This is a genomic window from Pseudomonas glycinis, from assembly GCF_054871425.1.
In genome coordinates, this window is the sequence record NZ_JBTYHF010000002.1 from 144,646 (window position 1) to 169,559 (window position 24,914).

The 24,914-nt window shown below is 61.1% G+C and carries 17 protein-coding genes; 13 read left to right on the forward strand and 4 right to left on the reverse strand.

The annotated features are described in order from the left end of the window. Positions 1–155 precede the first annotated feature (155 nt). Complete coding sequence (locus ACYSTU_RS04720; protein WP_016772808.1) at positions 156–419, forward strand: hypothetical protein; 264 nt, start codon at positions 156–158, stop codon at positions 417–419. Positions 420–570: 151 nt separating this feature from the next. Here ACYSTU_RS04720 and gbdR read toward each other — a convergent pair whose 3' ends face one another. Together gbdR and ACYSTU_RS04730 are read right to left on the reverse strand one after the other, a co-directional pair. Beyond that, complete coding sequence (gbdR, locus tag ACYSTU_RS04725; protein WP_007949927.1) at positions 571–1,674, reverse strand: choline metabolism transcriptional regulator GbdR; 1,104 nt, start codon at positions 1,672–1,674, stop codon at positions 571–573. 593 nt (positions 1,675–2,267) lie between these two features. Further along, positions 2,268–3,644, reverse strand: coding sequence for an L-serine ammonia-lyase (locus ACYSTU_RS04730; RefSeq protein WP_324175652.1), 1,377 nt, complete (start codon positions 3,642–3,644; stop codon positions 2,268–2,270). Positions 3,645–4,079: 435 nt separating this feature from the next. Between ACYSTU_RS04730 and ACYSTU_RS04735 the strand changes: the two genes are divergently transcribed. The 3 genes from ACYSTU_RS04735 to choV all read left to right on the forward strand — a co-directional run bounded on the left by ACYSTU_RS04735 (position 4,080) and on the right by choV (position 7,125). Beyond that, positions 4,080–5,027, forward strand: coding sequence for a choline ABC transporter substrate-binding protein (locus ACYSTU_RS04735; RefSeq protein ID WP_016772806.1), 948 nt, complete (start codon positions 4,080–4,082; stop codon positions 5,025–5,027). Positions 5,028–5,104: 77 nt separating this feature from the next. Next, positions 5,105–5,950 (forward strand): choline ABC transporter permease subunit, encoded by an 846-nt coding sequence (gene choW / locus ACYSTU_RS04740; protein WP_016772805.1) that lies wholly within the window; start codon positions 5,105–5,107, stop codon positions 5,948–5,950. Next, positions 5,947–7,125, forward strand: coding sequence for a choline ABC transporter ATP-binding protein (gene choV, locus ACYSTU_RS04745; RefSeq protein ID WP_016772804.1), 1,179 nt, complete (start codon positions 5,947–5,949; stop codon positions 7,123–7,125). Before choW ends, choV begins: the two co-directional genes overlap by 4 nt. Positions 7,126–7,378: 253 nt before the next feature. Here choV and ACYSTU_RS04750 read toward each other — a convergent pair whose 3' ends face one another. Continuing rightward, positions 7,379–9,319 carry a BCCT family transporter gene (locus ACYSTU_RS04750; protein WP_223630511.1) on the reverse strand — a complete coding sequence of 647 codons (1,941 nt, stop codon included), beginning with the start codon at positions 9,317–9,319 and terminating at the stop codon, positions 7,379–7,381. A 486-nt stretch (positions 9,320–9,805) separates the two neighbouring features. Here ACYSTU_RS04750 and betI point away from each other — a divergent pair, with 486 nt between their 5' ends. From betI to yccS, 9 genes are all read left to right on the forward strand, one after another. Continuing rightward, a complete protein-coding gene (betI, locus tag ACYSTU_RS04755; RefSeq protein WP_008085771.1) occupies positions 9,806–10,399 on the forward strand; it encodes a transcriptional regulator BetI in 594 nt (197 codons plus the stop codon). An 88-nt stretch (positions 10,400–10,487) separates the two neighbouring features. Beyond that, positions 10,488–11,960 (forward strand): betaine-aldehyde dehydrogenase, encoded by a 1,473-nt coding sequence (gene betB / locus ACYSTU_RS04760; protein WP_024014608.1) that lies wholly within the window; start codon positions 10,488–10,490, stop codon positions 11,958–11,960. 148 nt (positions 11,961–12,108) lie between these two features. Continuing rightward, entirely contained in the window at positions 12,109–13,812 is a 1,704-nt protein-coding gene (betA, locus tag ACYSTU_RS04765; protein ID WP_122612391.1) for a choline dehydrogenase, read from the forward strand. A gap of 264 nt (positions 13,813–14,076) precedes the next feature. After that, positions 14,077–15,519, forward strand: a complete 1,443-nt coding sequence (locus ACYSTU_RS04770; protein ID WP_498996427.1) for a TldD/PmbA family protein — start codon at positions 14,077–14,079, stop codon at positions 15,517–15,519. Further along, positions 15,519–16,856, forward strand: a complete 1,338-nt coding sequence (locus ACYSTU_RS04775) for a TldD/PmbA family protein (protein ID WP_498996429.1) — start codon at positions 15,519–15,521, stop codon at positions 16,854–16,856. The genes ACYSTU_RS04770 and ACYSTU_RS04775 overlap by 1 nt, the downstream gene beginning before the upstream one ends. Positions 16,857–17,046: 190 nt before the next feature. Further along, positions 17,047–18,474: a multidrug transporter subunit MdtD gene (gene mdtD / locus ACYSTU_RS04780; protein ID WP_498996432.1), complete on the forward strand. Its 1,428-nt coding sequence runs from the start codon at positions 17,047–17,049 to the stop codon at positions 18,472–18,474. Between the two features lie 312 nt (positions 18,475–18,786). Then, positions 18,787–20,172 (forward strand): ATP-dependent RNA helicase DbpA, encoded by a 1,386-nt coding sequence (dbpA, locus tag ACYSTU_RS04785; RefSeq protein ID WP_024014613.1) that lies wholly within the window; start codon positions 18,787–18,789, stop codon positions 20,170–20,172. 131 nt (positions 20,173–20,303) lie between these two features. After that, positions 20,304–21,482: a BaiN/RdsA family NAD(P)/FAD-dependent oxidoreductase gene (locus ACYSTU_RS04790; protein ID WP_471813795.1), complete on the forward strand. Its 1,179-nt coding sequence runs from the start codon at positions 20,304–20,306 to the stop codon at positions 21,480–21,482. A 230-nt stretch (positions 21,483–21,712) separates the two neighbouring features. Beyond that, the gene (gene yccS, locus ACYSTU_RS04795; RefSeq protein ID WP_498996436.1) at positions 21,713–23,887 is read left to right on the forward strand and encodes a YccS family putative transporter; all 2,175 of its coding nucleotides are present in this window, start codon (positions 21,713–21,715) and stop codon (positions 23,885–23,887) included. A gap of 72 nt (positions 23,888–23,959) precedes the next feature. Here yccS and ACYSTU_RS04800 read toward each other — a convergent pair whose 3' ends face one another. Continuing rightward, the gene (locus ACYSTU_RS04800) at positions 23,960–24,697 is read right to left on the reverse strand and encodes a substrate-binding periplasmic protein (protein WP_498996439.1); all 738 of its coding nucleotides are present in this window, start codon (positions 24,695–24,697) and stop codon (positions 23,960–23,962) included. Between the last annotated feature and the right edge of the window lie 217 nt (positions 24,698–24,914).

A 24,914-nucleotide genomic window follows, 5' to 3' on the forward strand; every position in this document is an offset into this window, starting at 1 on the left:
CTGGAGCCAGTGTGCCTAGTCGCCCATCCAGTCGGTTAGCCGAAAACGACCTGTTCATAGTCGTCCCGGCCACCGCGACAAAACGCCCTTGTCGCGTCCGGTCGGGGCCACCAGAATCGAGCCAAGACCTCCGTTGCCACAGAAGGATTTGCGTAATGATGTACGCCGATTTGATTGACCAGGAAGATCTGTTGGGCCAGCTCAAGGCCTTGGGTATTCAGGTGCCGAGCGGTACCACCGCCGAGCAGGCCTGCGAGTGTGCGGTGCGTGGCCTGGACAATGTTCGCGCATTCGAACTGCGCAAGATGGTCAAGGACATGTACACCAGCGGCGCCAGCATTCAGCCGGCGGTGCGTCAGGCGATCGACAAGCAATTGTTGCCGGCCCTCTCGGATTACCAGCAGTCCCATAGCGCCTGAGAAACCCCTTCGCGAGCAGGCTCGCTCCCACCTGATCGTTCCCACGCTCTGCGTGGGAATGCCTCAACGGACGCTCCGCGTTCGGCCTTTTGGAACGCAGAGCGTCCCGGGCTGCATTCCCACGCAGAGCGTGGGAACGATCAGACTCGGTCTACAACCTTACACTGGCAAACGTCGACTCATTGCGCGCCTGACTCAGCGCCGACATCGGCCCCGACAGCGGCGACATCACGATGGCCTGCGGCAGTGGCAACATCGCCACTTGCTGGGTGGTGTTGGAGCCCACGCGTTCGTCACGCGGCGGGATGCCGAAGTATTCGCGGTAGCACTTGGAGAAGTGCGGCGTGGAGACGAAACCACACACCGACGCCACTTCGATGATCGACATCGGCGTCTGCTTGAGCAGTTGCCGGGCGCGGATAAGGCGTAGCTTCAGGTAATAGCGTGACGGCGAGCAGTGCAGGTATTTCTGGAACAACCGCTCCAGCTGTCGACGCGACACCGCGACATACACCGCCAGTTCATCCAGATCGATCGGCTCTTCCAGGTTGGCTTCCATCAGCGCGACGATTTCCTGCAACTTCGGCTGGTTGGTGCCGAGCATGTGCTTGAGCGGCACACGCTGGTGATCCTGTTCGTTGCGGATGCGCTCGTAGACGAACATTTCCGAGATCGCTGCCGACAGTTCACGACCGTGATCGCGGCTGATCAGGTGCAGCATCATGTCCAGCGGCGCGGTACCGCCGGAGCTGGTGAAGCGGTTACGGTCGAGGGTGAACAGGCGTGTGCTCATGGCCACGCGCGGGAAAGCTTCCTGCATCGCCGCCAGACATTCCCAGTGCACGCTGCAATCGAAGCCGTCGAGCAGACCGGCACAGGCCAACGCCCAACTGCCGGTGCACACCGCGCCCAGCCGCTTGGACTGGCGCGCCTGGCTTTGCAGCCACGAGACGTGTTCACGGGTTACGGTGCGTTGAATGCCGATGCCGCCGCAGACAATCACCGTGTCCAGGGGCGGGGCTTTGTGCATGGAGGCATCGGGAGTGATCTGCAGACCGTCACTGGCCCAGACCTGGCCGCCATCGACGGTGAGGGTGCTCCAGCGATACAGCTCGCGACCGGACAACTGGTTGGCCATGCGCAGCGGCTCAACGGCGGACGCCAGGGAAATCAGCGTGAAATTGTCCAGCAGCAGAAAGCCGATGGATTGAGGCGCACGGTTCTGGGGTTGGGCCCCGGAGTTGAACGACGTCATCGCGGTATCTCCTCACACAAAGCGGGTGGCGGCCTCAGGCGGAGGCTCTTGTTATTGCCCGCGTCTCACGGAGAAAGCAGGCTTTGTTATGACAGAGCAATTGCCGTGCCTGAAATTGGACGGCCATTCAATAACTCCTGAAAACGACCTCGCGACGCGTCTATCCGAGACCTCGGAACATGCCATTTCGAAGTGCCATCAAGCGCCGCCAGAGCCCTGCCGCGCAGCCTGTGAGCAGATCGGTAGCACTTGTGGGAACTGGCCTGCAGCGGATTTGCACAGAGTGTCACCGCAAGCACGGACGACGGACGGTCGAGTAACGACCGACAAGTCACGACTGGCAATGACGCTTGTCTGATTGCGACGCGCCAAAAGGTGGCGCAGCTCGATTGTGGTGTTCTTTTGTCGAGCAGTTTTGACTGGTCTGGCACTCCACTCTGCTAGATCAACCTGTGGCGAGGGGATTTATCCCCGATCGGCTGCGCAGCAGTCGTAAATCCATTCACCAAAGTGTGTCAGGCAAAACTCGATTGCAGGATTTGGGACTGCTTCGCAGCCCAGCGGGGATAAATCCCCTCGCCACGGGTTCACGGTCAGCATTCAACCGCACTGACCGCCAAGCCACCGCGCGAAGTTTCTTTATATTTGTCATGCATATCTGCGCCGGTATCGCGCATGGTGCGGATCACCCGGTCCAGCGAGATAAAGTGCTGCCCGTCGCCGCGCAGGGCCATTTGCGCCGCGTTGATGGCTTTCACTGCCGCGATTGCATTGCGCTCAATGCACGGCACTTGCACCAGCCCGCCAACCGGGTCGCAGGTCAGACCAAGGTTGTGCTCCAGGCCGATTTCCGCCGCATTGCACAGTTGTTCAGGGGTGGCGCCAAGAATCTCCGCCAGCCCCGCCGCTGCCATGGCGCAGGCCGAACCGACCTCGCCCTGACAACCGACCTCGGCCCCAGAAATCGAAGCATTCTTCTTGCACAAAATGCCGACTGCCGCCGCGCCGAGGAAATAGTCGACGACGTTGGCGTCGGTGACTGCCTCGCTGAATTTCATGAAGTAGTGCAGCACCGCCGGGATGATCCCCGCCGCGCCGTTGGTCGGTGCAGTGACCATGCGCCCGCCAGCGGCATTCTCTTCATTGACGGCCAGAGCAAACAGATTGACCCACTCCATCGCGCTCAGGGTCGAGCCGATGACATTGGGCTTATTCAGCTCTTGCAGGCTGCGGTGCAACTTCGCCGCACGCCGCCGCACGTTCAGGCCGCCGGGCAGAATGCCTTCGTGCTTGAGGCCTTGCTCGACGCAATCCTGCATCGCTCGCCACAGTTTCATCAGCCCGGCGCGGATTTCTTCTTCACTGCGCCAGACCTTTTCATTGGCCAGCATCAGTTCGGCAACGCGCAGGTTGTGTTTTTTGCACAACTCCAGCAGCTCGACCGCACTGGAGAAATCGTAGGGCAATTCGGTGCGATCCAGATCGACCACACCGCTGCTGGCCTGCGCCTCATCAACGACGAAGCCGCCGCCGACCGAATAGTAGGTGTCCCGGTGCAGCTCAGCGAACTCGCCTTCGGCCACCAGCGTCATGGCGTTGGGATGGAATGGCAGGTTTTCATCGATCAGGCGCATGTCCCGCGCCCACACAAACGGCACCGACAGGCGACCATCCAATAACAACGTATGGGTTTCACGCAGCGCCTGAATGCGCGGGCCGATCTGCGCCGGGTCGATTGCGTCCGGCCACTCGCCCATCAGGCCCATGATCACCGCGTTGTCGCTGCCGTGACCGATGCCGGTGGCGGAAAGCGATCCGAACAACTGCACCTCGATGCGCCGCACCTGTTCCAGCTGGTGCTTGCCGCGCAGCGACTCGACGAACAATGCGGCGGCGCGCATCGGCCCGACGGTGTGGGAACTGGAAGGGCCGATGCCGATTTTGAACAGGTCGAAAACGCTGATAGCCATTGCTGCGAAGCTCCTGAGAATACCGGTCCGGGCGGCAAAAGCGCCCGCTGGCGGAGCTGCTACGCTCAAGCTGCGATCCGCCGAATGCCGGCATCATCGGGCTTTTGTCGGCGCGCTCGGCGTCTGACACCGACGCAGTCATGTCCAGCAGCGTCGTTACGTTTTCGCCCCGCAAATACGCCGTTTTTATGCCGTTGAGCAGGTCATCGGGGGCGGAAAAAAGCTGTAAGCGACGTCACCGACACTGGAAGCGACCATCCCTGTACTGGATACGACCCTCCCTGTAGGCGTCAGATTTTCACTGGTACATGATCGGGATGACTCGATTGCAAGGCGCTGCGGTAGAGCTGTCGTCAGAACGCCACCAACCGCAACCCATAAGTGCGGTGGTCCACAGTCGGAACACTGCCAAAAAAAACACCAAGGAGTCCATCCATGAAAGGTTCCCCGTCGTTGTTGTTGGCCGCCCTGCTGAGTCTGCCGTTACTGGCGCAAGCCGCAGAACCGGCACAGTGCAGCCTCGTTAACTTCTCCGATGTCGGCTGGACCGACATCACCGCAACCACCGCCACCACTTCCGTTGTTCTCAACGCCCTCGGCTACAAGACCAAAACCACCATGATCTCCGTGCCCGTGACCTACAAGTCGCTGGCCGACGGCAAGAACATGGACGTGTTTCTCGGTAACTGGATGCCGACCATGGAGAACGACATCAAGCCGTATCGCGATGCCGGCACCGTCGACACCGTGCGCACCAACCTCAAGGGTGCCAAATACACCCTCGCCGTGCCGCAAGCCCTGTACGACAAAGGCCTGCATGACTTCGCCGACATCGCCAAATTCAAGAAAGAGCTCGACGGCAAGATCTACGGCATCGAGCCGGGCAACGACGGCAACCGGCTGATCCAGAGCATGATCGACAAGGATGCCTTCGGCCTGAAAACCGCTGGCTTCAAGATCGTCGAATCTTCCGAGGCCGGCATGCTCTCGCAAGTCGACCGGGCGCAGAAGCGCGACACTGCCGTGGTCTTCCTCGGCTGGGCACCGCACCCGATGAACAAGCGCTTCAAGATTCAATACCTGACCGGCGGCGACGACTTCTTCGGCCCCGATTTCGGCGCAGCCACCGTGGCGACCAACACCCGCAAGGGTTACGCCGAAGAATGCAGCAACGTCGGTCAGCTGTTGAAAAACCTGGAGTTCACCGTCGACATGGAAAGTGAACTGATGGGCAACATTCTCGACGACAAGATGAAGCCTGACGCGGCCGCCAAGGCCTGGCTGAAAAAGAATCCACAGGTGCTCGATACCTGGCTCGCTGGCGTGACCACCATTGACGGTAAACCAGGCCTGGAGGCCGTGAAAGCCAAGCTCGCGCCTTGATTTGAGGGGCACCGCTTATGCCGGGCAGGCGTGCCTGCCCGGGCTGTTAATTTCCTTGCATGCGGACGTTCACTACCATGCTGATTGATCAGAAAATACCTTTAGGCCAGTACATCGCGGGCTTCGTCGAGTGGTTGACGCAACACGGCGCCAACACCTTCGACGCAATCGCCGTGACACTGGAAACGATGATCCACGGCGTGACGTTTGCGCTGACCTGGTTCAACCCGTTGGTGCTGATTGGCCTGATTGCCATCATTGCCCATCTGATTCAACGCAAGTGGGGCCTGACCGCGTTCGTGGTCGCCTCGTTCCTGCTGATCCTCAACCTCGGTTACTGGCAGGAAACCATGGAAACCCTCGCCCAGGTGCTGTTCGCCACCCTGGTCTGCGTGTTGATCGGCGTGCCGCTGGGCATCGTCGCCGCGCACAAACCGATGTTCTACACCATGATGCGGCCGGTGCTCGATCTGATGCAGACCGTGCCGACCTTCGTTTACCTCATTCCTACCCTGACCCTCTTCGGGCTGGGTGTGGTTCCGGGCCTGATCTCCACGGTGGTCTTCGCCATCGCGGCGCCGATCCGCCTGACCTACCTGGGCATCCGCGATGTCCCGCAAGAACTGATGGACGCCGGCAAGGCCTTCGGCTGCTCGCGTCGCCAATTGCTCTCAAGGATCGAACTGCCGCACGCCATGCCGAGCATCGCGGCCGGCATCACCCAGTGCATCATGCTGTCGCTGTCGATGGTGGTGATCGCGGCACTGGTCGGCGCCGACGGACTCGGCAAACCGGTGGTCAACGCACTGAACACTGCTGATATTGCGCTGGGCTTCGAAGCAGGCCTGGCAATCGTACTGCTGGCGATCATGCTCGACCGTATCTGCAAACAACCCGACGCCAAAGTAGGGGGTGACGCATGAGCATAATTCGCTTCGAAGACGTCGACGTAATCTTCTCCAAGGACCCGCGCGAGGCCCTCAAGCTGCTCGATCAGGGCATGACCCGCAACGAGATCCTGAAGAAGACCGGTCAGATCGTCGGCGTGGAAAAAGCCACGCTGGACATCAACAAAGGCGAGATCTGCGTGCTGATGGGCCTGTCCGGCTCGGGCAAGTCGAGCCTGCTGCGCTGCATCAACGGCCTCAACACGGTGAGCCGCGGCAAGCTGTTCGTCGAGCATGAAAACCGTCAGATCGACATCGCGTCCTGCACGCCCGCCGAGCTGAAGATGATGCGCACCAAGCGTATTGCCATGGTGTTCCAGAAGTTTGCCCTGATGCCTTGGCTGACGGTGCGCGAGAACATCAGTTTCGGTCTGGAGATGCAGGGTCGACCGGAGAAGGAACGCAAGAAACTGGTCGACGAGAAACTCGAACTGGTCGGCCTGACCCAATGGCGCAACAAGAAGCCGGACGAACTTTCCGGCGGCATGCAACAGCGCGTCGGCCTCGCCCGTGCGCTGGCCATGGACGCCGATATTCTGCTGATGGACGAACCGTTCTCGGCCCTCGACCCGCTGATCCGCCAGGGTCTGCAGGATGAACTGCTGGAACTGCAACGCAAGCTGAGCAAGACCATCGTGTTTGTCAGCCACGACCTTGATGAAGCCCTCAAACTCGGCAGCCGCATCGCGATCATGAAGGACGGTCGGATCATCCAGTACAGCGTGCCGGAAGAAATCGTCCTCAACCCGGCGGACGACTATGTGCGCACCTTTGTCGCCCACACCAACCCGCTCAACGTGCTCTGCGGCCGCAGCCTGATGCGCACGCTGGACAAGTGCAAACGCATCAACGGCTCGGTGTGCCTCGACCCGGGCGGCGACTCGTGGCTGGACCTGGCCGAAGGCAACACCATCAAAGGCGCACGCCAGAACGGCTCGGTGCTGAACCTGCAGAACTGGGCACCGGGGCAAGCAGTGGAAGGCCTGGAGCGCAAACCGACGCTGGTGGACTCGAACATCGGCATGCGTGACGCGCTGCAGATCCGTTATCAGACCGGCAACAAGCTGGTGCTGCACGATAACAATCATGTGGTGGGGATTCTCGGCGACAGCGAGTTGTATCACGCGTTGTTGGGCAAGAATCTGGGGTAAAGTCCGCAGACACAAAAACGCCGCGAGACTTTCGCGGCGTTTTTGTTCGTACAGATATTCAACTGCAAACAGAGAACCTGTGGCGAGGGGATTTATCCCCGATGGGGCGCGAAGCGGACCCAAGTCGTCAATCGCGGTAATTGAGTAAAACCGCGTTTGACGGTTTCAGGGCTGCTTCGCAGCCCAACGGGGATAAATCCCCTCGCCACAATGGTTCAGCGGTGCAGCTGACTGCACCGCTGAATCTCAAGGTTTAGCTATACACCCGGCCAAGAAGCTGCCGATGGCTTTCAAACTGATCCAGCACATCTCGGGTGATCTGCTCCGGGGTGAAGCCCATCAAGTCGTAATCCTGGCTGCCATTGTGCAGATACACCTCAGCGCGGTAATAACGCTGACGCGCTTCATCTGATTGCGCCGATTCGGTCGGGGTCGCCAGATAACCATCCAGGCTCACTTCGTAAACGAAAGGGTTGCCCTCTTCCATCTCGACCCGCACGCCCATGCAACGCTTGGCCTTGCCCAGCAGCGTCTGCACTTCAATGCCCTGATTGCGCAATTGCGCCGCTGCATCTTCCAGCGCCGGGGTGACGTGCTTGTCCATGAAGCGCTGCACCACCGATTGGCTCGGCTGCAGATCCAGTTGCGTCAGGCGCTCGCTGAAACCACGGCGTCCGCGCTCGGCCAGTTGCGCTTGCTCCTGTTCGATCTGCACGTCCTGGCGCATCGCCTTGTGCAGGCCGAACATGAAGCAGATCAGCACCACCGAGAACGGCAGGCCGGCCAGCACCACCATGGTCTGCATGGCTTCGAAGTTGCCGGCGAACAGCAGGCCGATGGTCACCAGCGTGATCACCACCGACCAGAAGATCCGCAGCCAGTGCGGCGCGTCTTCGTCGACGTTGCCGCCCTTGCAGGAAAGATTCGCCATCATCACCGCGCCGGAGTCGGCCGGAGTCAGGAACAGCACGAAGCCGACAAAGATCGACACCCCGATGACGACTTTCGACGCCGGATAATGCTCAAGCAACTGATAGATCGCCATCGACGGCTGTTCCAACGCCGTCTTGCCCAGCTCCACCGCGCCCTGATTCATCACCAGATCCAGCGCCGAGTTGCCGAAGATCGACAGCCACGCCAAGGTGAAGCCCAGCGGAATCAGCAGCACGCCAGCGACCAGTTCACGCACGCTGCGACCACGGGAAATCCGCGCAATGAACATGCCTACGAATGGCGCCCAGGAAATCCACCACGCCCAGTAGAACAGCGTCCACAGGCCCAACCAGCGGTCGGACTTGGCGCTGTCGCCTTCATAGACGTACAGGTCGAAGGTCTTCAGCACCACGCCGTTGAGGTAGTCACCGATGTTCTGCACGAAACCGTTGAGCAGGTGCAAAGTCGGGCCGAACAGCAGGACGAAAATCAGCAGGCCGCTGAACAGCACGATGTTCAGGTTGGACAGACGACGAATGCCGTTTTCCACACCCGACACGGCAGCGATGGTCGCCACGGTGCTCATGACGATGATGACGATCAGCAGGTTGGTGTTGCTGTGCTCCATGCCGAACAGGTTTTCCAGCCCGGACGACACTTGCAGCGAGCCAATCCCCAGGTTGGTCACCAGACCCAGCAGCGTTACGAACATGCCGAAGCCGTCCACCGCGTGCCCGGCCGCACCCTTGACCCAGCGCTCGCCGACCAGCGGATACAGCGCCGAACGCAGCGCCAGCGGCTGGTTATGCCGATAGGCAAAATACGCCACCGCCAGACCGACCAAAGCGTAAATCGCCCAGCCGTGCAGGCCCCAGTGCAGGAAAGTCAGTTGCACCGCCTGCCGCGCGGCCATATTCGTGGCCGAGGTGCCTTCCGGCGGATTGAAATAGTGATCCAGTGGCTCGGACGCGCCGAAGTACAGCAGCGAAATGCCGATGCCCGACGAGAACAGCATCCCCGCCCAGGCGCCGTAACTGAAATCCGGGGTGTCGTCCTTGCTGCCCAGTTTGAGTTTGCCGTACGAGGAAAACGCCAGACCGACCACGAACACCAGGTAGGCAGCGATCACCACCATGTAGTACCAGCCGAAGCTGCGCGACAACCAGGCCTGGGCCATGCCCAACATTCTGCCGGCCTCTTGCGGGGCGATAATCAGAATGGCGGTCAACAACAGAATCAGCGCGGTCGAGGTGTAGAACACCCAACCGTTGACCGTCACCTTCTCGGGCGGGGTCTTTATTAGCGAGGCAGAACTCATGGCACAAATGCTCCAGGCAGTGCGAGAGAAGAACACAAGGCATCACGGAACCCGACCAATCGGTTAGTTGGCAGCCGACCGGCGGGTGATATAAAGACACTCCGAAAAAAGCCCGAACCTGCCGAAATGGCGTTGCGTATTCGCTTTCGTGGCCAGAGGCGACGGACGTTCATCCGAAACCTGGCCCCGAGCGTCTTGCCCTTTCAACACGTCCATCGAATCGCGAACCGCGCCATGCCCCGCGCAGGTTTCGAGCCGTTTCAGGTGTCGGTTTTTATCGTCATTACGCGTAGGAATTTTCTGTAGGCAGCGACGAATTGTCGCAGATCTTATTCTTTGTTGATTGAACGTTCAATCAAAACAAAATAGACTGGCCCTCAATCCGATCGGCGTTATTCGCCCCTCGGAAGGCCTAAGGAGATGTGCAAGATGCCCAAGGTCGGTATGCAACCCATCCGCCGCCAACAACTGATCGAAGCCACTTTGCAAGCGGTCGATCAGGTCGGAATGGGGGACGCCAGCATTGCGCTGATCGCCCGTTTGGCCGGTGTCTCGAATGGCATCATCAGTCATTACTTTCAGGACAAGAACGGCCTGATCGCCGCCACGATGCGGTACCTGATGACCGCCCTCAGCGAGAGCGTCACCGCGCGCCGTCAGGCGCTGGCAGATGACAGCCCACGGGCGCATCTGCAGGTGATCATCGAAGGCAACTTCGACGCCAGCCAGGTCAATGGCCCGGCAATGAAAACCTGGCTGGCCTTCTGGGCCACCAGCATGCACCAGCCGTCTTTGCACAGGTTGCAGCGGATCAACGATCACCGTCTGTATTCCAACCTGTGCTGCCAGTTCCGCCGCGTGCTGCCGCTCGAAGATGCGCGCAGCGCCGCCCGGGGTCTGGCAGCGTTGATTGACGGCTTGTGGTTGCGCGGCGCGCTGTCGGGAGACGCTTTCGACACGGCGCAGGCGCAACAGATCGCTTACGAATACATGGATTTCCAATTGGCCAAGAAGGTGAGCTAGAGCACACAGAAAATGCTCGGCCCCTGAACTCCACCGCAGCGTCATCGCGGTGGTCAACGCCAACCACCAATGCACTTGCGAGGACACTATGGCCCGTTTCGAACTGCAAAAACTCTACATCGATGGCGCGTACACCGACGCCGGCAGCGACGCCACCTTCGAAGCCATCAACCCGGCGAACGGTGAAGTCCTCGCACTGGTGCAACGTGCGACCAAAGACGACGTCGAGCGCGCTGTGGTCAGCGCCGAAAAGGGCCAGAAAATCTGGGCCGCGATGACCGCCATGGAGCGTTCGCGCATCCTGCGTCGCGCCGTCGACATCCTGCGCGAGCGCAACGATGAGCTGGCTGCGCTGGAAACCCTGGACACCGGCAAATCCTTCTCCGAAACCAAGTACGTCGACATCGTCACCGGCGCTGACGTGCTGGAATACTACGCAGGCCTGGTGCCCGCCATCGAAGGCGAGCAGATCCCGCTGCGTGACACCTCTTTCGTTTACACCCGTCGCGAACCACTGGGCGTGGTCGCCGGTATCGGCGCGTGGAACTACCCGATCCAGATCGCCCTGTGGAAATCCGCTCCAGCCCTGGCCGCCGGTAACGCGATGATCTTCAAGCCAAGCGAAGTCACCTCGCTGACCACTCTGAAACTGGCTGAGATCTACACCGAAGCGGGCGTGCCGAACGGCGTGTTCAACGTCCTGACCGGCAGCGGCCGCGAAGTCGGCACCTGGCTGACCGAGCACCCGCGCATCGAGAAAATCTCCTTCACTGGCGGCACCGACACCGGCAAGAAAGTCATGGCCAGCGCTTCGGCTTCGTCGCTCAAAGACGTGACCATGGAACTGGGCGGCAAGTCGCCGCTGATCATCTGCGACGACGCCGATCTTGATCGCGCTGCCGACACCGCGATGATGGCCAACTTCTACAGCTCCGGTCAGGTCTGCACCAACGGCACTCGCGTGTTCGTACCGGCGCACCTGAAAGCGGCGTTCGAGGCCAAGATCGTTGAGCGCGTTGCCCGCATCCGCGTTGGCAACCCGGAAGACGAAAACACCAACTTCGGCCCGCTGGTCAGCTTCCCGCACATGGAAAGCGTGTTGGCTTACATCGCCAAGGGTAAAGAAGAAGGCGCACGCGTGCTGTGCGGCGGCGGTCGTCTGACCGACGGCGAATTCGCCAAAGGCGCGTTCGTTGCGCCAACCGTGTTCACCGACTGCACCGACGACATGACCATCGTGCGCGAAGAAATCTTCGGCCCGGTGATGGCGATCCTCTCCTACGAAACCGAAGAAGAAGTGATCCGCCGCGCCAACGACACCGACTTCGGCCTGGCCGCCGGTATCGTTACCAAAGACCTGAACCGCGCCCACCGCGTGATCCATCAACTGGAAGCCGGTATCTGCTGGATCAATGCCTGGGGCGAGTCCGACGCGAAAATGCCGGTCGGCGGCTACAAGCAGTCGGGTGTGGGCCGTGAGAACGGGATCAGCTCGCTGAACAACTTCACCCGCATCAAATCGGTACAGGTCGAGCTGGGCGATTACGTCTCGGTGTTCTGATCAGCTAGCTGATCTGCTGCAAGCGGCAAGTTTCAAGCTGCAAGTAAAAGCAGTTTGGGCTTGCCGCCCTCCCCGATTTCGAAGCCACCGCTCGCTGCTTTTCCTTGCAGCTAGAAGCTAGTGGCTTGTAGCTCCCGCAGGAGAATTTATGACTCAAGAATATGACTACATCATCATAGGCGCCGGCTCTGCAGGTAACACACTTGCGACCCGTCTGACTGAAGACGAAGGCGTCACCGTTCTGCTGCTCGAAGCCGGGGGGCCGGACTACCGCCTCGACTTCCGCACGCAGATGCCCGCCGCGCTGGCGTTCCCGCTGCAGGGTCGTCGCTACAACTGGGCCTACGAAACCGATCCAGAGCCGCACATGGACGGTCGCCGGATGGAATGCGGTCGCGGCAAGGGCCTTGGCGGCTCTTCGCTGATCAACGGCATGTGCTACATCCGTGGCAACGCCATGGACTATGACGGCTGGGCGAAACTGCCGGGCCTGGAAGACTGGTCGTACCTCGATTGCCTGCCGTACTTCCGCAAAGCTGAAACCCGTGACATCGGCCCGAACGATTACCACGGTGGCGACGGCCCGGTCAGCGTGACCACGCCGAAAGCCGGCAACAACCCGCTGTTCCACGCCATGGTTGAAGCCGGCGTGCAGGCCGGTTACCCGCGCACCGAAGACCTCAACGGTTACCAGCAGGAAGGCTTCGGCCCGATGGACCGCACCGTGACGCCGAACGGCCGCCGTGCTTCCACCGCCCGTGGCTACCTCGACATCGCCAAGAAGCGTTCGACCCTGACCATCGTCACCCACGCCCTGACCGACAAGATTCTGTTCGAAGGCAAGCGCGCGGTCGGCGTGCGTTACCTGATCGGTGACGCTGAAGAACGTGTTGAAGCCAAGGCGCGCAAGGAAGTCCTGCTGTGCTCCGGCGCCATCGCTTCGCCGCAGATTCTGCAGCGCTCCGGTGTCGGCCCGGCGAAACTGCTGGAAAGCCTCGACATCCCGGTGGTCCACGATCTGCCGGGTGTCGGTGAAAACCTGCAGGATCACCTTGAGCTGTACCTGCAATACGCCTGCACCCAACCGGTTTCGCTGTACCCGTCGCTGCTCTGGTACAACCAGCCGGCGATCGGTGCCGAGTGGCTGTTCAACGGCACCGGCATCGGCGCCAGCAACCAGTTCGAGGCCGGCGGTTTCATTCGTTCGCGTCCGGAATTCGAATGGCCGAACATCCAGTACCACTTCCTGCCGGTGGCGATTAACTACAACGGCAGCAACGGTGTGAAAGAACACGGTTTCCAGGCGCACATGGGCTCCATGCGCTCGCCGAGCCGTGGTCGCATCCAAGTCAAATCCAAGGACCCGCGCCAGCACCCGAGCATCCTCTTCAACTACATGGCCACCGAGCAGGACTGGCAGGAATTCCGCGACGGCATCCGCCTGACCCGCGAAATCATGCAGCAGCCGGCCCTCGACGCGTTCCGTGGTCGCGAAATCAGCCCGGGCATCGACGTGCAAACCGATGAGCAGCTCGACAAGTTCATCCGCGAGCACGCTGAAACCGCGTTCCACCCGTCCTGCTCGTGCAAGATGGGCACCGACGAGATGGCCGTGGTCGATGGCGAAGGTCGTGTGCACGGCATGCAGAGCCTGCGCGTGGTCGATGCTTCGATCATGCCGATCATCACCACCGGCAACCTCAACGCGCCGACGATCATGATGGCCGAGAAAATCGCCGATAAGATCCGCGGCCGCAAGCCGCTGCCCCGCAGCAATGCTGCGTACTACGTTGCGAACGGCGCCCCGGTCAAGGGCAAGCCGATGCGGGATATCACACCGGTTACGCAGTAAGTCGTAATACCTCCCCTGATCGTTCCCACGCTCCGCGTGGGAACGCATCCCGGGACGCTCCGCGTCCCAAAGCGGACGCAGAGCGTCCATGGCGGCATTCCCACCCAGAGCGTGGGAACGATCTGCTGTCGGGCACAGTAAATCCTCCTACACCCCCTCTTCACTTGATCCTACCCCCACGCAGGCCTACTCTAGACCTCGCGCAACCGTTTCACCCCTCCCCGCTGTCGCCATGCCGCTACTCCATTACAAGGAGGTTCCCGAATGTTCGATTTCCACCCCCAGCTCAAGCAGCGCTTTGCTGCCTTGCGCACGGGCGCTGAATTTTTTTCCCTGCGGTATGTGCGCGAGTCCGGGCAGTTTCTGTCGGTGCGCAAGAACGTCGCCGAACCGCCGAGCCTGAGCCGCGATGAAGGGGCGATGCTCACCGTACGTGTCAATGGCGTCGAAGCCTATGCGGCGACCAATGACCTCTCGCAACAAGGCCTGCAAGCCGCTCTCGAGCGCGCCGAGCAACAGGCCCGCCGGCTCAAGCCGCACGCCTTGCTCGATCTGCGCGAGCAGACGCTTTCCAGTGACCGCGCGGATTATTTTTCACCCAACCTCGAACAGACCTTCCCGTCCCTGAGCGAATGCTTCGATCTGCTCGGTGCGGAGTCCGCCTCGGTGCCCAAGGATGAACGCCTGGTCAGTTGGCAGGTGAGCATCGGCATCACTAACGTCGAGCAGATCTACCTGAGCAGCGCCGGCGCCGAATTGCGCCAGGCCCAGCGCTTCGTTTATCCGAGCCTCGACGTCACCGCCTACGACGGCAACGACAGCCAGACCCGCAGCCTCGGCCGCGAGAATTTCGGCCAACAGGGTGGCGCCGACGTCATCAGCCGCTGCGGCCTGGTCGGTGCCGGTCCGCAAGTCGCCGACCAGGCCCTGCAACTGCTGCTCGCGCCGAACACCCCGCAAGGCCGGCGCGACCTGCTGCTGATGCCCGATCAGATGATGCTGCAGATCCACGAATCCATCGGTCACCCGCTGGAGCTTGACCGCATCCTCGGCGATGAGCGCAATTACGCCGGCACCAGTTTCGTCAAGACCAGCGATTTCGGCAGCCTGCAATACGGCTCCAACCTGCTCAACGTAACCTTCGACCCGGGCATCCCGGAAGAACTCGCCAGCTACGGCCATGACGACGACGGCACTGCGGCGAGCAAACAATTCCTGATCCGCGACGGCCTGTTGCTGCGCCCACTGGGTGGGGCACTGTCGCAGTATCGTGCCGGCCTCGAAGGCGTTGCCAACAGCCGCGCCTGCGGCTGGAACCGGCCACCGATCGACCGCATGGCCAACCTCAACATCGAGCCGGGCGATCAGACGCTGGAGCAGATGATCGGTGGTATCGAGCACGGCATCCTGATGAGCACCAATCGCTCGTGGTCGATCGACGATGCGCGCAACAAATTCCAGTTCGGCTGCGAATGGGGCCAGCTGATCGAGCATGGTGAACTTAAAGGCGTGGTGAAAAATCCCAACTACCGGGCCATTTCCGCGCACTTCTGGAAGAGCCTGCGCGCCGTCGGCGATGCCAACACCGTCAAGGTGCTGGGCACGCCGAACTGCGGCAAGGGCGAACCGAACCAGGTGATTCGCGTCGGCCACGCTTCGCCGGCCTGCGTATTCAGCAACATTGATGTGTTTGGGGGAGACGCCTGATGAGCATTTCGAAGCGTCAGTCCGACGCCTTCAAGGTCATGGTCAACTGGCTGCGCGACAGCGTGCGCGAGCCGGAACAGTTCACGCTCAGCTACGCCGCCGAAGCCTCGGCGTTCGTGCGCTTCAATCACGCCAAGGTGCGCCAGGCCGGGCAAGTACAGCAGGCCAACGTCGGCCTGAAACTGATCGACGACGGTCGCCACGCCGACCTGCAGATCACCTTGTCCGGGGATCAGGAAGCCGATCTGCAACGGCTCGCCGAGGGCCTGCAACAACTGCGCGAAACCCTGCCGCTGCTGCCGCAGGATCCGTACCTGCTGCTCAATCACAACAGCTGGCAGAGCACGCACGTACAAGCGCATCCGCTGCCGGACACCGAAGATGTCGTCGGGCAAATCTGCGCTGCCGCTGAAGGTTTGGAACTGGTCGGTTTCTATGCTGCCGGCCCGATCAGCCGCGGTTTCGCCAGCTCCGCCGGCGCGTTCGGCTGGCATGAAGCCAACAGTTTCAACTTCGACTTCAGCCTGTTCCATGAAAACGGCGAAGCGGTAAAGGCCAGCTATGCCGGGCATGACTGGAGCGACGAGGGCTTCGCCCGGCGTTTCGCCCAGGCCCGCGAACAGCTGGAGTTTCTCGGCCGACCGTTACGCACTTTGGCACCGGGACAGTACCGCGCCTATCTGGCGCCGGCGGCACTGGAAGAAATCATGGGCATGCTCAGTTGGGGCGGGTTCTCGGCGCAATCGATCGCCAGCAAGAGCAGTCCGTTGCAGAAACTCTACGTCGGCGATCAGGCGTTCAGTCCGCTGGTGTCGCTGGATGAGAAAGTCAGCGAATCCCTGAGCCCGGCGTTTTCCGCCGAGGGATATCCGCGCAGCGATCTGCGTCTGATCATCGAAGGCCGGGCCGGTGATCAACTGGTCGGCTCGCGCAGCGCCGCCGAATATGGTCTGGCGGCGAACGGTGCGGGCGGCGGCGAAATGCCCAGTGCATTGAACATGGCCGCCGGTGATCTGTCGCAGCAAGAGATCCTCAAGCAGTTGGGCACCGGGCTGTACATCAGCAATCTGTGGTACCTGAACTACTCGGATCAACCGGCGGCGCGCATGACCGGCATGACCCGTTTCGCGACCTTCTGGGTCGAGAACGGCGAAATCCAGGCGCCGGTCAGCACCATGCGTTTCGATGACAGCGCCTACAACCTGCTCGGCTCGCAGTTGGAAGCGTTGACTACCGAGCGTGAATTGCTGCTCTCGGCGAGTACCTACAGCCAGCGCAATACCTCGTCATCGCTGTTGCCGGGGGCGCTGGTCAGCCGGTTGACCCTAACGCTGTAAAACAAAGCTCCCCGGCACACAGGGGATCAACTGTTGGAATAGAAACTGTGGCGAGGGGATTTATCCCCGATGGACTGCGCAGCAGTCCCGCTTTTTTGGGGCCGCTGCGCGACCCAGCGGGGATAAATCCCCTCGCCACAGGGTTTCATGTTTGAACAAAAATCTGGATTAACCACCCACAAGAGGTTCCATGCCCAACCGCCCGCCTCTCGACGCCATCACCGCCCGCTGGTTGCCGTGGGTCGTCGCCATCGCGTTCTTCATGCAGTCCCTCGACGGGACCATCCTCAATACCGCGCTGCCGGCCATGGCCAGCGATCTGGCCGAAGACCCGTTGCGCATGCAGGGTGTGATCATCGCCTACATGCTCACCGTGGCCCTGCTGATCCCGGCCTCCGGATGGATCGCCGACCGCTTCGGCACCAAGAAAATCTTCTTCGGCGCGATTCTGCTGTTCAGTTTCGGCTCGTTGCTCTGCGCCTTGTCCAGCAGCCTGAGCATGCTTATCGGTGCGCGGGTGATTCAGGGCCTCGGCGGTGCGCTGATGTTGCCGGTCGGGCGACTGGTGGTGCTGCGTGCCTACCCGCGCTCGGAACTGGTGCGGATCATGGGTTTCATCACCATTCCCGGCCTGCTCGGCCCGCTGATCGGCCCGACCATGGGCGGCTGGATGGTGGAATACGTGACGTGGCACTGGATCTTCCTGATCAATCTGCCGGTCGGGGTGATCGGCTGTTATGCGGTGTGGAAATTCATTCCCGACCTGCGCGGCACGGAGCGCACGCGCTTCGATAGCCTCGGTTTTCTGCTGTTCGGCGCGGCGATGATCCTCATCACCATTGCCATGGAAGGTCTTGGTGAACTGCACCTGCCGCACCTGCGGGTGATGTTGCTGCTGTTCGCCGGCATGGCCTGTCTGGCGGCGTACTGGCTGCGCGCCGGGCATATCGAGAATCCGCTGTTTGCGCCTTCGCTGTTCAAGACCCGCACGTTCGCCGTGGGCATTCTCGGCAACCTGTTCGCGCGACTGGGCAGCGGCGCCCTGCCGTTTCTGGTACCGCTACTGCTGCAAGTCGCGTTGGGTTACTCGCCGTCGCAAGCCGGGATGAGCATGTTGCCACTGGCCGCTGCGGCGATGATCGCCAAGTGGGTCGCGCGGCCGCTGATCGAACGCCTCGGCTATCGCATCGTGCTCACCGGCAACACGCTGGCGCTGGGGATCATGCTGGCGAGCATGGGGCTGGTCAGCGAACAGACGCCGTACTGGCTGCTGCTGTGCCTGCTGGCGGTGCTGGGGGCAATCAACTCGCTGCAATTCACCGCGATGAATACGGTGACGCTGATCGACCTCGACGATGCCAGCGCCAGCAGCGGCAACAGTTTGCTGTCGGTGGTCGCGCAGTTGTCGCTGAGCCTCGGCGTGGCCTGCGCCGGTGCGCTGCTTGGTGGCTTCACTGCGAAGGTCGGCAACGATGGCGTGGAAACCGTGCTCGGCGCGTTCCAACTGACCTTCGTCACGGTCGGCGTGATGGCGATGCTGGCGGCGACGATTTTCTCGCAGCTGTCCAAGGAAGACGGGCGCCGGGCGAAACGGCCGCAGGAGCACATCGTACACTGATTCTGCTGAAAAACTTCTGTGGCTGCTGAAGGACTTCCGTGGCGAGGGGATTTATCCCCGCTGGGTTGCGCAGCAGCCCCAAAAAGGTTGTATGCGGTCAGCCTGATGAATTGAGGTGGCAGGTATTGGGGGGTGCTGCGCACCCCATCGGGGATAAATCCCCTCGCCACAGATAAATCCCCTCGCCACAGATAAATCCCCTCGCCACAGGTAATCCCTGCCTCGGATTCAATCGCTGTTCGTCCAGAACTGTCGAGGAAACTGGCACGGGGCTGCTACACTGCGCGACATTTTGTTTTGCAGGCCAGTCCCGTGACCACCATCGCCACCGCTTTTAATACTCTGCCGCTGTCCGCCGCCATGCTGGCTAACCTCGAATCACTCGGTTATGCCCAGATGACGCCGATCCAGGCGCAGAGCTTGCCGGTGATCCTCAAGGGGATGGACCTGATCGCCCAGGCCAAGACCGGCAGCGGCAAGACCGCCGCGTTCGGCATCGGCCTGCTCAACCCGATCAACCCGCGCTACTTCGGGTGCCAGGCGCTTGTGATCTGCCCGACCCGCGAACTGGCCGACCAGGTGGCCAAGGAAGTCCGTCGTCTGGCCCGCGCCGAAGACAACATCAAAGTCCTGACCCTGTGCGGTGGCGTCTCGTTCGGCCCGCAGATCGCTTCGCTGGAGCACGGCGCGCACATCATCGTCGGCACCCCGGGGCGCATTCAGCAGCACCTGCGCAAGGGTTCGCTGGTGCTCGATGGCCTGAACACGCTGATCCTCGACGAAGCCGACCGCATGCTCGACATGGGTTTCTACGACGCCATCGAAGACATCATCATCAAGACCCCGGAGCGCCGGCAGACTCTGCTGTTCTCCGCGACCTACCCGGTGGGCATCAAGCAACTGGCTTCGAAATTCATGCGCGATCCGCAGACCGTCAAGGCTGAAGCCTTCCACGACGACACGCAGATCGAGCAGCGCTTCTACGAGATTTCCCCGGAAGAGCGCATGAGCGCGGTGACCAAAGTCCTGCACCACTTCCGTCCGGCGTCCTGCGTGGCGTTCTGCTTCACCAAGCAGCAGGTTCAGGAAACCGTCGATCACCTGACCGCCAAAGGTATTTCCGCCGTTGGCCTGCACGGCGATCTGGAACAGCGTGATCGTGATCAGGTACTGGCGATGTTCGCCAACCGCAGCACCTCGGTGCTGGTTGCCACCGACGTCGCCGCCCGTGGTCTGGACATCGATGCGCTGGACATGGTGATCAACGTCGAGCTGGCGCGCGATTCGGAAATCCACATCCACCGCGTCGGCCGTACCGGTCGCGCGGGCGAGAAAGGCATCGCCATCAGCCTGGTCGCGCCGTCCGAAGCTCATCGTGCGCAAGCCATCGAACAACTGCAGAAAGCGCCGCTGAACTGGGATCAGATCGACAACCTCAAGTCCCAGGGCCTGGCGCCGCTGCAACCGCCGATGACCACCCTGTGCATCGGCGCTGGCCGTAAAGACAAAGTGCGCCCGGGCGACATTCTTGGCGCACTGACCGGCGAAGCGGGCATTCCCGGTGCGCAGGTCGGCAAGATCGCGATCTTCGATTTCCAGGCCTACGTCGCTGTCGAGCGCACCGTGGCCATGCAGGCCTTGCAGCGCCTGAACGACGGCAAGATCAAGGGCCGCTCGTTGCGCGTGCGTATTCTCTGACCTGATCGTTCCCACGCTCTGCGTGGGAATGCATCCCGTGACGCTCCGCGTCACATAACAACGGACGCAGAGCGTCCATGGCGGCATTCCCACGCAGAGCGTGGGAACGATCATTGTGTGAGGACACCGTTTTGCGCTCTACCGAAGTCGTGATCATTGGCGCTGGCGCCGCCGGCTTGATGTGTGCCCTGACCGCCGCCGGGCGCGGGCGTCAGGTGTTGCTGCTCGACCACGCGAACAAGGCCGGCAAGAAAATCCTCATGTCCGGCGGTGGCCGCTGCAATTTCACCAACATGTACACCGAACCGAGCAATTTCCTTTCGCAGAACCCGCATTTCTGCAAATCGGCGCTGGCGCGTTACACCCAGTGGGATTTCATCGGCCTGGTCGGCAAACACGGCGTGCCGTACCACGAGAAGAAACTCGGCCAGCTGTTCTGCGATAACAAATCCAGCGACATTCTCGGCATGCTCCTTGATGAGTGCGATCAGGCCGGCGTCGAGCTGCACCTGGACACCTCGATCCAGACCATCGAAAAAACCGACAGCGGTTATCTGCTCGACACCACCCTCGGCCAAGTCCAGTGCCAGTCGCTGGTGATCGCCACCGGCGGGCTATCGATTCCGACCCTGGGCGCCACCGGTTTCGGTTATCAAGTCGCCAAACAGTTCGGCCATGAACTGCTGCCGACCCGCGCCGGCCTGGTGCCGTTCACCATTACCGACCAGCTCAAAGAGTTGTGCACAGAGCTGTCCGGGACCTCGGTGGATTGTCTGGTCAGCTGCAATGACCAGAGCTTTCGCGAGAACATCCTCTTCACTCACCGTGGCCTCAGCGGCCCGGCGATTCTGCAGATTTCCTCGTTCTGGGAACCCGGCGACACGGTGGAAATCAACCTGCTGCCGGATCACGACGCGGCGAGCTGGCTGCAAGAGCAAGTCGCCGAGCGTCCGAACAGCGAGCTGAAGACTTTGCTTGGCGAGATCTTCACCAAGAAGATGGCCAATCTGCTGGCGGACAACTGGTTTGTCTCCAAACCGATGAAGCAGTACACCCACGCTGAACTGGCGGAGATTGCCGAGAAGCTCGGCAGCTGGAAGGTTGTGCCGGCGGGGACTGAAGGCTATCGCACGGCTGAGGTGACCCTGGGCGGCGTCGACACCCGCGAGGTGTCGTCGAAGACCATGGAGTCGCTGAAAAGCCCGGGCCTGTACTTCATTGGGGAAGTGCTTGACGTCACCGGGCACTTGGGCGGCTTCAATTTCCAGTGGGCCTGGGCCTCTGGTTACGCTGCGGCGCAGTTCGTTTAACTCAAGGCCAAATACAAAACCCTGTGGGAGCGAGCCTGCTCGCGAATGCGGTGTACCAGTCGACATCAATGTTGAATGACACTCCGCTTTCGCGAGCAGGCTCGCTCCCACAATGGTTTGTGGTGTAAGTAAAAGGAACACTTTTTGCTGTCAGATGTGCTCGACGCCATTGCGTCGACGTCATTACTGGCTCAATTTAGCGGCATCGCCTCGGAAGGCCTTCGCACTTCATGTCCTCGACCTCGTTTCGTCAGTCTTTGCGGCGCCTGTGGGCGCTGGATAAATTCAGCTACAGCGTGCGGGTATTCATCGCCCTGACCGGCAGCATGGCGCTGTGCTGGTATCAGGATGAAATGGGCCTGCTGATCCCGTTGTTCCTCGGCATCATCGCCAGCGCCCTGGCCGAGACCGACGACAGTTGGCAGGGTCGTCTCAACGCTCTGGCGGTGACGCTGGTGTGTTTCAGCATCGCCGCGCTGTCGGTGGAATTGCTCTTTCCCTACCCGATCATTTTTGCCGTGGCCCTGGCGCTGGCCAGTTTCGGCCTGACCATGCTCGGCGCACTGGGCGAGCGTTACGGTGCGATCGCCTCGGCGACGCTGATTCTCTCGGTGTACACGATGATCGGCGTCGATCAGCGCGGCGGCGCGGTTACCGATTTCTGGCATGAACCGATGCTGCTGGTCGCCGGCGCGGCGTGGTATGGCCTGCTGTCGGTGCTGTGGCAGGCGCTTTTTTCCAATCAACCGGTGCAGCAAAGTCTGGCGCGGCTGTTCCGTGAACTGGGCCTGTATCTGAAGCTGAAATCCTCGCTGTTCGAGCCGATCCGGCAGATGGACGTCGAAGCCCGCCGCCTCGAACTGGCGCAGCAGAATGGCCGGGTGGTCGCCGCCCTGAACACGGCCAAGGAAATCATCCTGCACCGGGTCGGTAACGGTCGGCCCGGCTCGAAAGTCAGCCGCTATCTGAAGCTGTATTTCCTCGCGCAGGACATTCACGAACGCGCCAGCTCTTCGCACTACCCTTACAACGCGCTGGCCGAGGCGTTCTTCCACAGCGACGTGCTGTTCCGCTGCCAGCGCCTGCTGCGCCAGCAAGGCAAGGCCTGCCGGGCCTTGGCCGAGTCAATCCAGATGCGCCAGCCGTTCATCTACGACGCCAGTTTCGCCGAAGCCCTGAACGACCTGCATGCCTCCCTCGAACACTTGCGCATCCAGAGCAACCCGGCATGGCGCGGCCTGCTGCGCTCGCTGCGCGCCCTGGCGGCCAACCTCGGCACCCTCGACCGCTTGCTCAGCGATGCCAGCAATCCTGACGCCTTGGCTGATGCTACGGACAGCAGCCTGCTCGACCGCTCACCGCGCAATCTCAAGGACGTGTGGATTCGCCTGCGCACGCAACTGACGCCGACCTCGCTGCTGTTCCGCCATGCCCTGCGCTTGCCGCTGGCACTGAGCATCGGCTACGGCATGGTGCACCTGATCCACCCGTCGCAAGGCTACTGGATCATTCTCACCACGCTGTTCGTCTGCCAACCGAACTACGGCGCCACCCGGCGCAAACTCGGCCAGCGGATCATCGGCACGGCCATTGGCCTGACGGTGGCGTGGGCGCTGTTCGATCTGTTCCCCAACCCGGTAGTGCAATCGTGCTTCGCCATCGCTGCCGGCGTGGTGTTCTTCACCAATCGCACCACCCGCTACACCCTGGCGACGGCGGCGATCACGATCATGGTGCTGTTCTGCTTCAATCAGGTCGGCGATGGCTACGGGCTGTTCCTGCCACGGTTGTTCGATACCTTGCTCGGCAGTTTGATTGCGGGTCTGACGGTGTTCCTGTTCCTGCCGGACTGGCAGGGCCGGCGCCTGAACAAAGTGCTGGCCAACACCCTGACCTGCAACAGCATCTACCTGCGCCAGATCATGCAGCAATACGCCGCCGGCAAGAGCGACGACCTCGCCTATCGCCTGGCCCGCCGCAACGCCCATAACGCCGACGCGGCGCTGTCGACGACACTGGCGAACATGCTCATGGAGCCGGGACACTTCCGTAAGGAGGCGGATGTCGGCTTCCGTTTCCTGGTGCTGTCGCACACGTTACTCAGCTATTTGTCAGGGCTCGGCGCACACCGCGAAACACAGTTGCCTGCGGAGGTACGTGAGCATCTGATCGAAGGCGCCGGGGTGAAACTGGCGACCAGCATCGACGAAATCGCCCATGGTTTGGCGAGCAAGCAGCCGATTGCAATTCAGAGTGATGAAGAAGAAGCGCTGGCCAATGAGCTGGAACAGATGCCGGATGAAATCGATGAAGGGCAGCGGTTGGTGCAGACGCAGCTGGCGCTGATTTGCCGGCAGTTAGGGCCGCTTCGGACATTGGCGGCGCATTTGATCAAAGAGGTCTAGCTACGAGCTACAAGCCGAACGCAACCCCGCTTCTAACTTGAAGCTTGCAGCTTGAAACTTGTAGCTCCCCCACTACATTCCATGCCGCCGCAATAACTTCTCATAAGTCCCGTCAGCCTTCATCGCCTCGATCGCTCGATCAAACCCGGCGACGATCTGCTCATGCTGCGGATTCTTCAGGCTGACCAGAATATGCAGGCTGTTCTCACTCAACGGCTTGGATAGGAACTCCACCGAATTGCGCACCTTGGCCGATTCCCGGGCCAGGTAATACTTCGCTACGTACTCATCCTCAAGCGTCAGCTTGACCCGATCCGCCGCGAGCATGCGCACGCCCATGGCGAAGTTGTGCACAGGAACTTTCTGCATCGCCGTGTCGGCATCGAACGGGGCGGAATAGGCGTACCCGCGCACCACTGCAATCGGATAGGTGTGCAGTTGCTCGAGGCTGTTGTATTCAATGGGTGCGTCTTTACGCTTGAGGAAGCGGATGCGGTTGATCAGGTACTCACCGGAAAACTGGCCGATATGCGTGCGCTCGTCGTTGTACCAAGCGTTGACCAGCACGTCGTAACGCCCCTCGCCAATCCCCAGCAATGCGCGCGCCCATGGCACTTGCTCGTAACCGCTGGCATAACCGGCGCGAGCCAGTGCGGTGCTGACAATGTCGGTGGCCAGGCCACCATTGACCAGTGCATCGTCGGTAAACGGCGGCCAGTTATCGAACGCCAGCCGCAGCTTCTGCGCCGCAACATCCTGGCCGAGCACCAGCAGTCCGATCAAAGCAACGGCTTGAAGCAATCGCAGCATGCTTGAACATCCTCAGCGGGCAACCGCCCGACGTGGTTTCACGTCAAAACCCAAGGCCCCTTACCGGCAAAACCCAAGCATTGAACATTAGCTCATGGGAGCCAGTGGACAGTGCTCTTGAGCAGATTACACAAAGTCGCAGCCAGCGCGAGAAAGGAATAGTGGCATTTTGACCTTTATCACAGACTGTTGCGCCATACAGACATACGGCGCTGCT

What these genes read in the sequence shown, in the direction of transcription:
- ACYSTU_RS04720 (WP_016772808.1), top strand. Translation starts at nt 156, where the DNA reads ATGATGTACGCCGATTTGATTGACCAGGAAGATCTGTTGGGCCAGCTC.
- gbdR (WP_007949927.1), bottom strand. Translation starts at nt 1,674, where the DNA reads ATGACGTCGTTCAACTCCGGGGCCCAACCCCAGAACCGTGCGCCTCAA.
- ACYSTU_RS04730 (WP_324175652.1), bottom strand. Translation starts at nt 3,644, where the DNA reads ATGGCTATCAGCGTTTTCGACCTGTTCAAAATCGGCATCGGCCCTTCC.
- ACYSTU_RS04735 (WP_016772806.1), top strand. Translation starts at nt 4,080, where the DNA reads ATGAAAGGTTCCCCGTCGTTGTTGTTGGCCGCCCTGCTGAGTCTGCCG.
- choW (WP_016772805.1), top strand. Translation starts at nt 5,105, where the DNA reads ATGCTGATTGATCAGAAAATACCTTTAGGCCAGTACATCGCGGGCTTC.
- choV (WP_016772804.1), top strand. Translation starts at nt 5,947, where the DNA reads ATGAGCATAATTCGCTTCGAAGACGTCGACGTAATCTTCTCCAAGGAC.
- betI (WP_008085771.1), top strand. Translation starts at nt 9,806, where the DNA reads ATGCCCAAGGTCGGTATGCAACCCATCCGCCGCCAACAACTGATCGAA.
- betB (WP_024014608.1), top strand. Translation starts at nt 10,488, where the DNA reads ATGGCCCGTTTCGAACTGCAAAAACTCTACATCGATGGCGCGTACACC.
- betA (WP_122612391.1), top strand. Translation starts at nt 12,109, where the DNA reads ATGACTCAAGAATATGACTACATCATCATAGGCGCCGGCTCTGCAGGT.
- ACYSTU_RS04770 (WP_498996427.1), top strand. Translation starts at nt 14,077, where the DNA reads ATGTTCGATTTCCACCCCCAGCTCAAGCAGCGCTTTGCTGCCTTGCGC.
- ACYSTU_RS04775 (WP_498996429.1), top strand. Translation starts at nt 15,519, where the DNA reads ATGAGCATTTCGAAGCGTCAGTCCGACGCCTTCAAGGTCATGGTCAAC.
- mdtD (WP_498996432.1), top strand. Translation starts at nt 17,047, where the DNA reads ATGCCCAACCGCCCGCCTCTCGACGCCATCACCGCCCGCTGGTTGCCG.
- yccS (WP_498996436.1), top strand. Translation starts at nt 21,713, where the DNA reads ATGTCCTCGACCTCGTTTCGTCAGTCTTTGCGGCGCCTGTGGGCGCTG.
- ACYSTU_RS04800 (WP_498996439.1), bottom strand. Translation starts at nt 24,697, where the DNA reads ATGCTGCGATTGCTTCAAGCCGTTGCTTTGATCGGACTGCTGGTGCTC.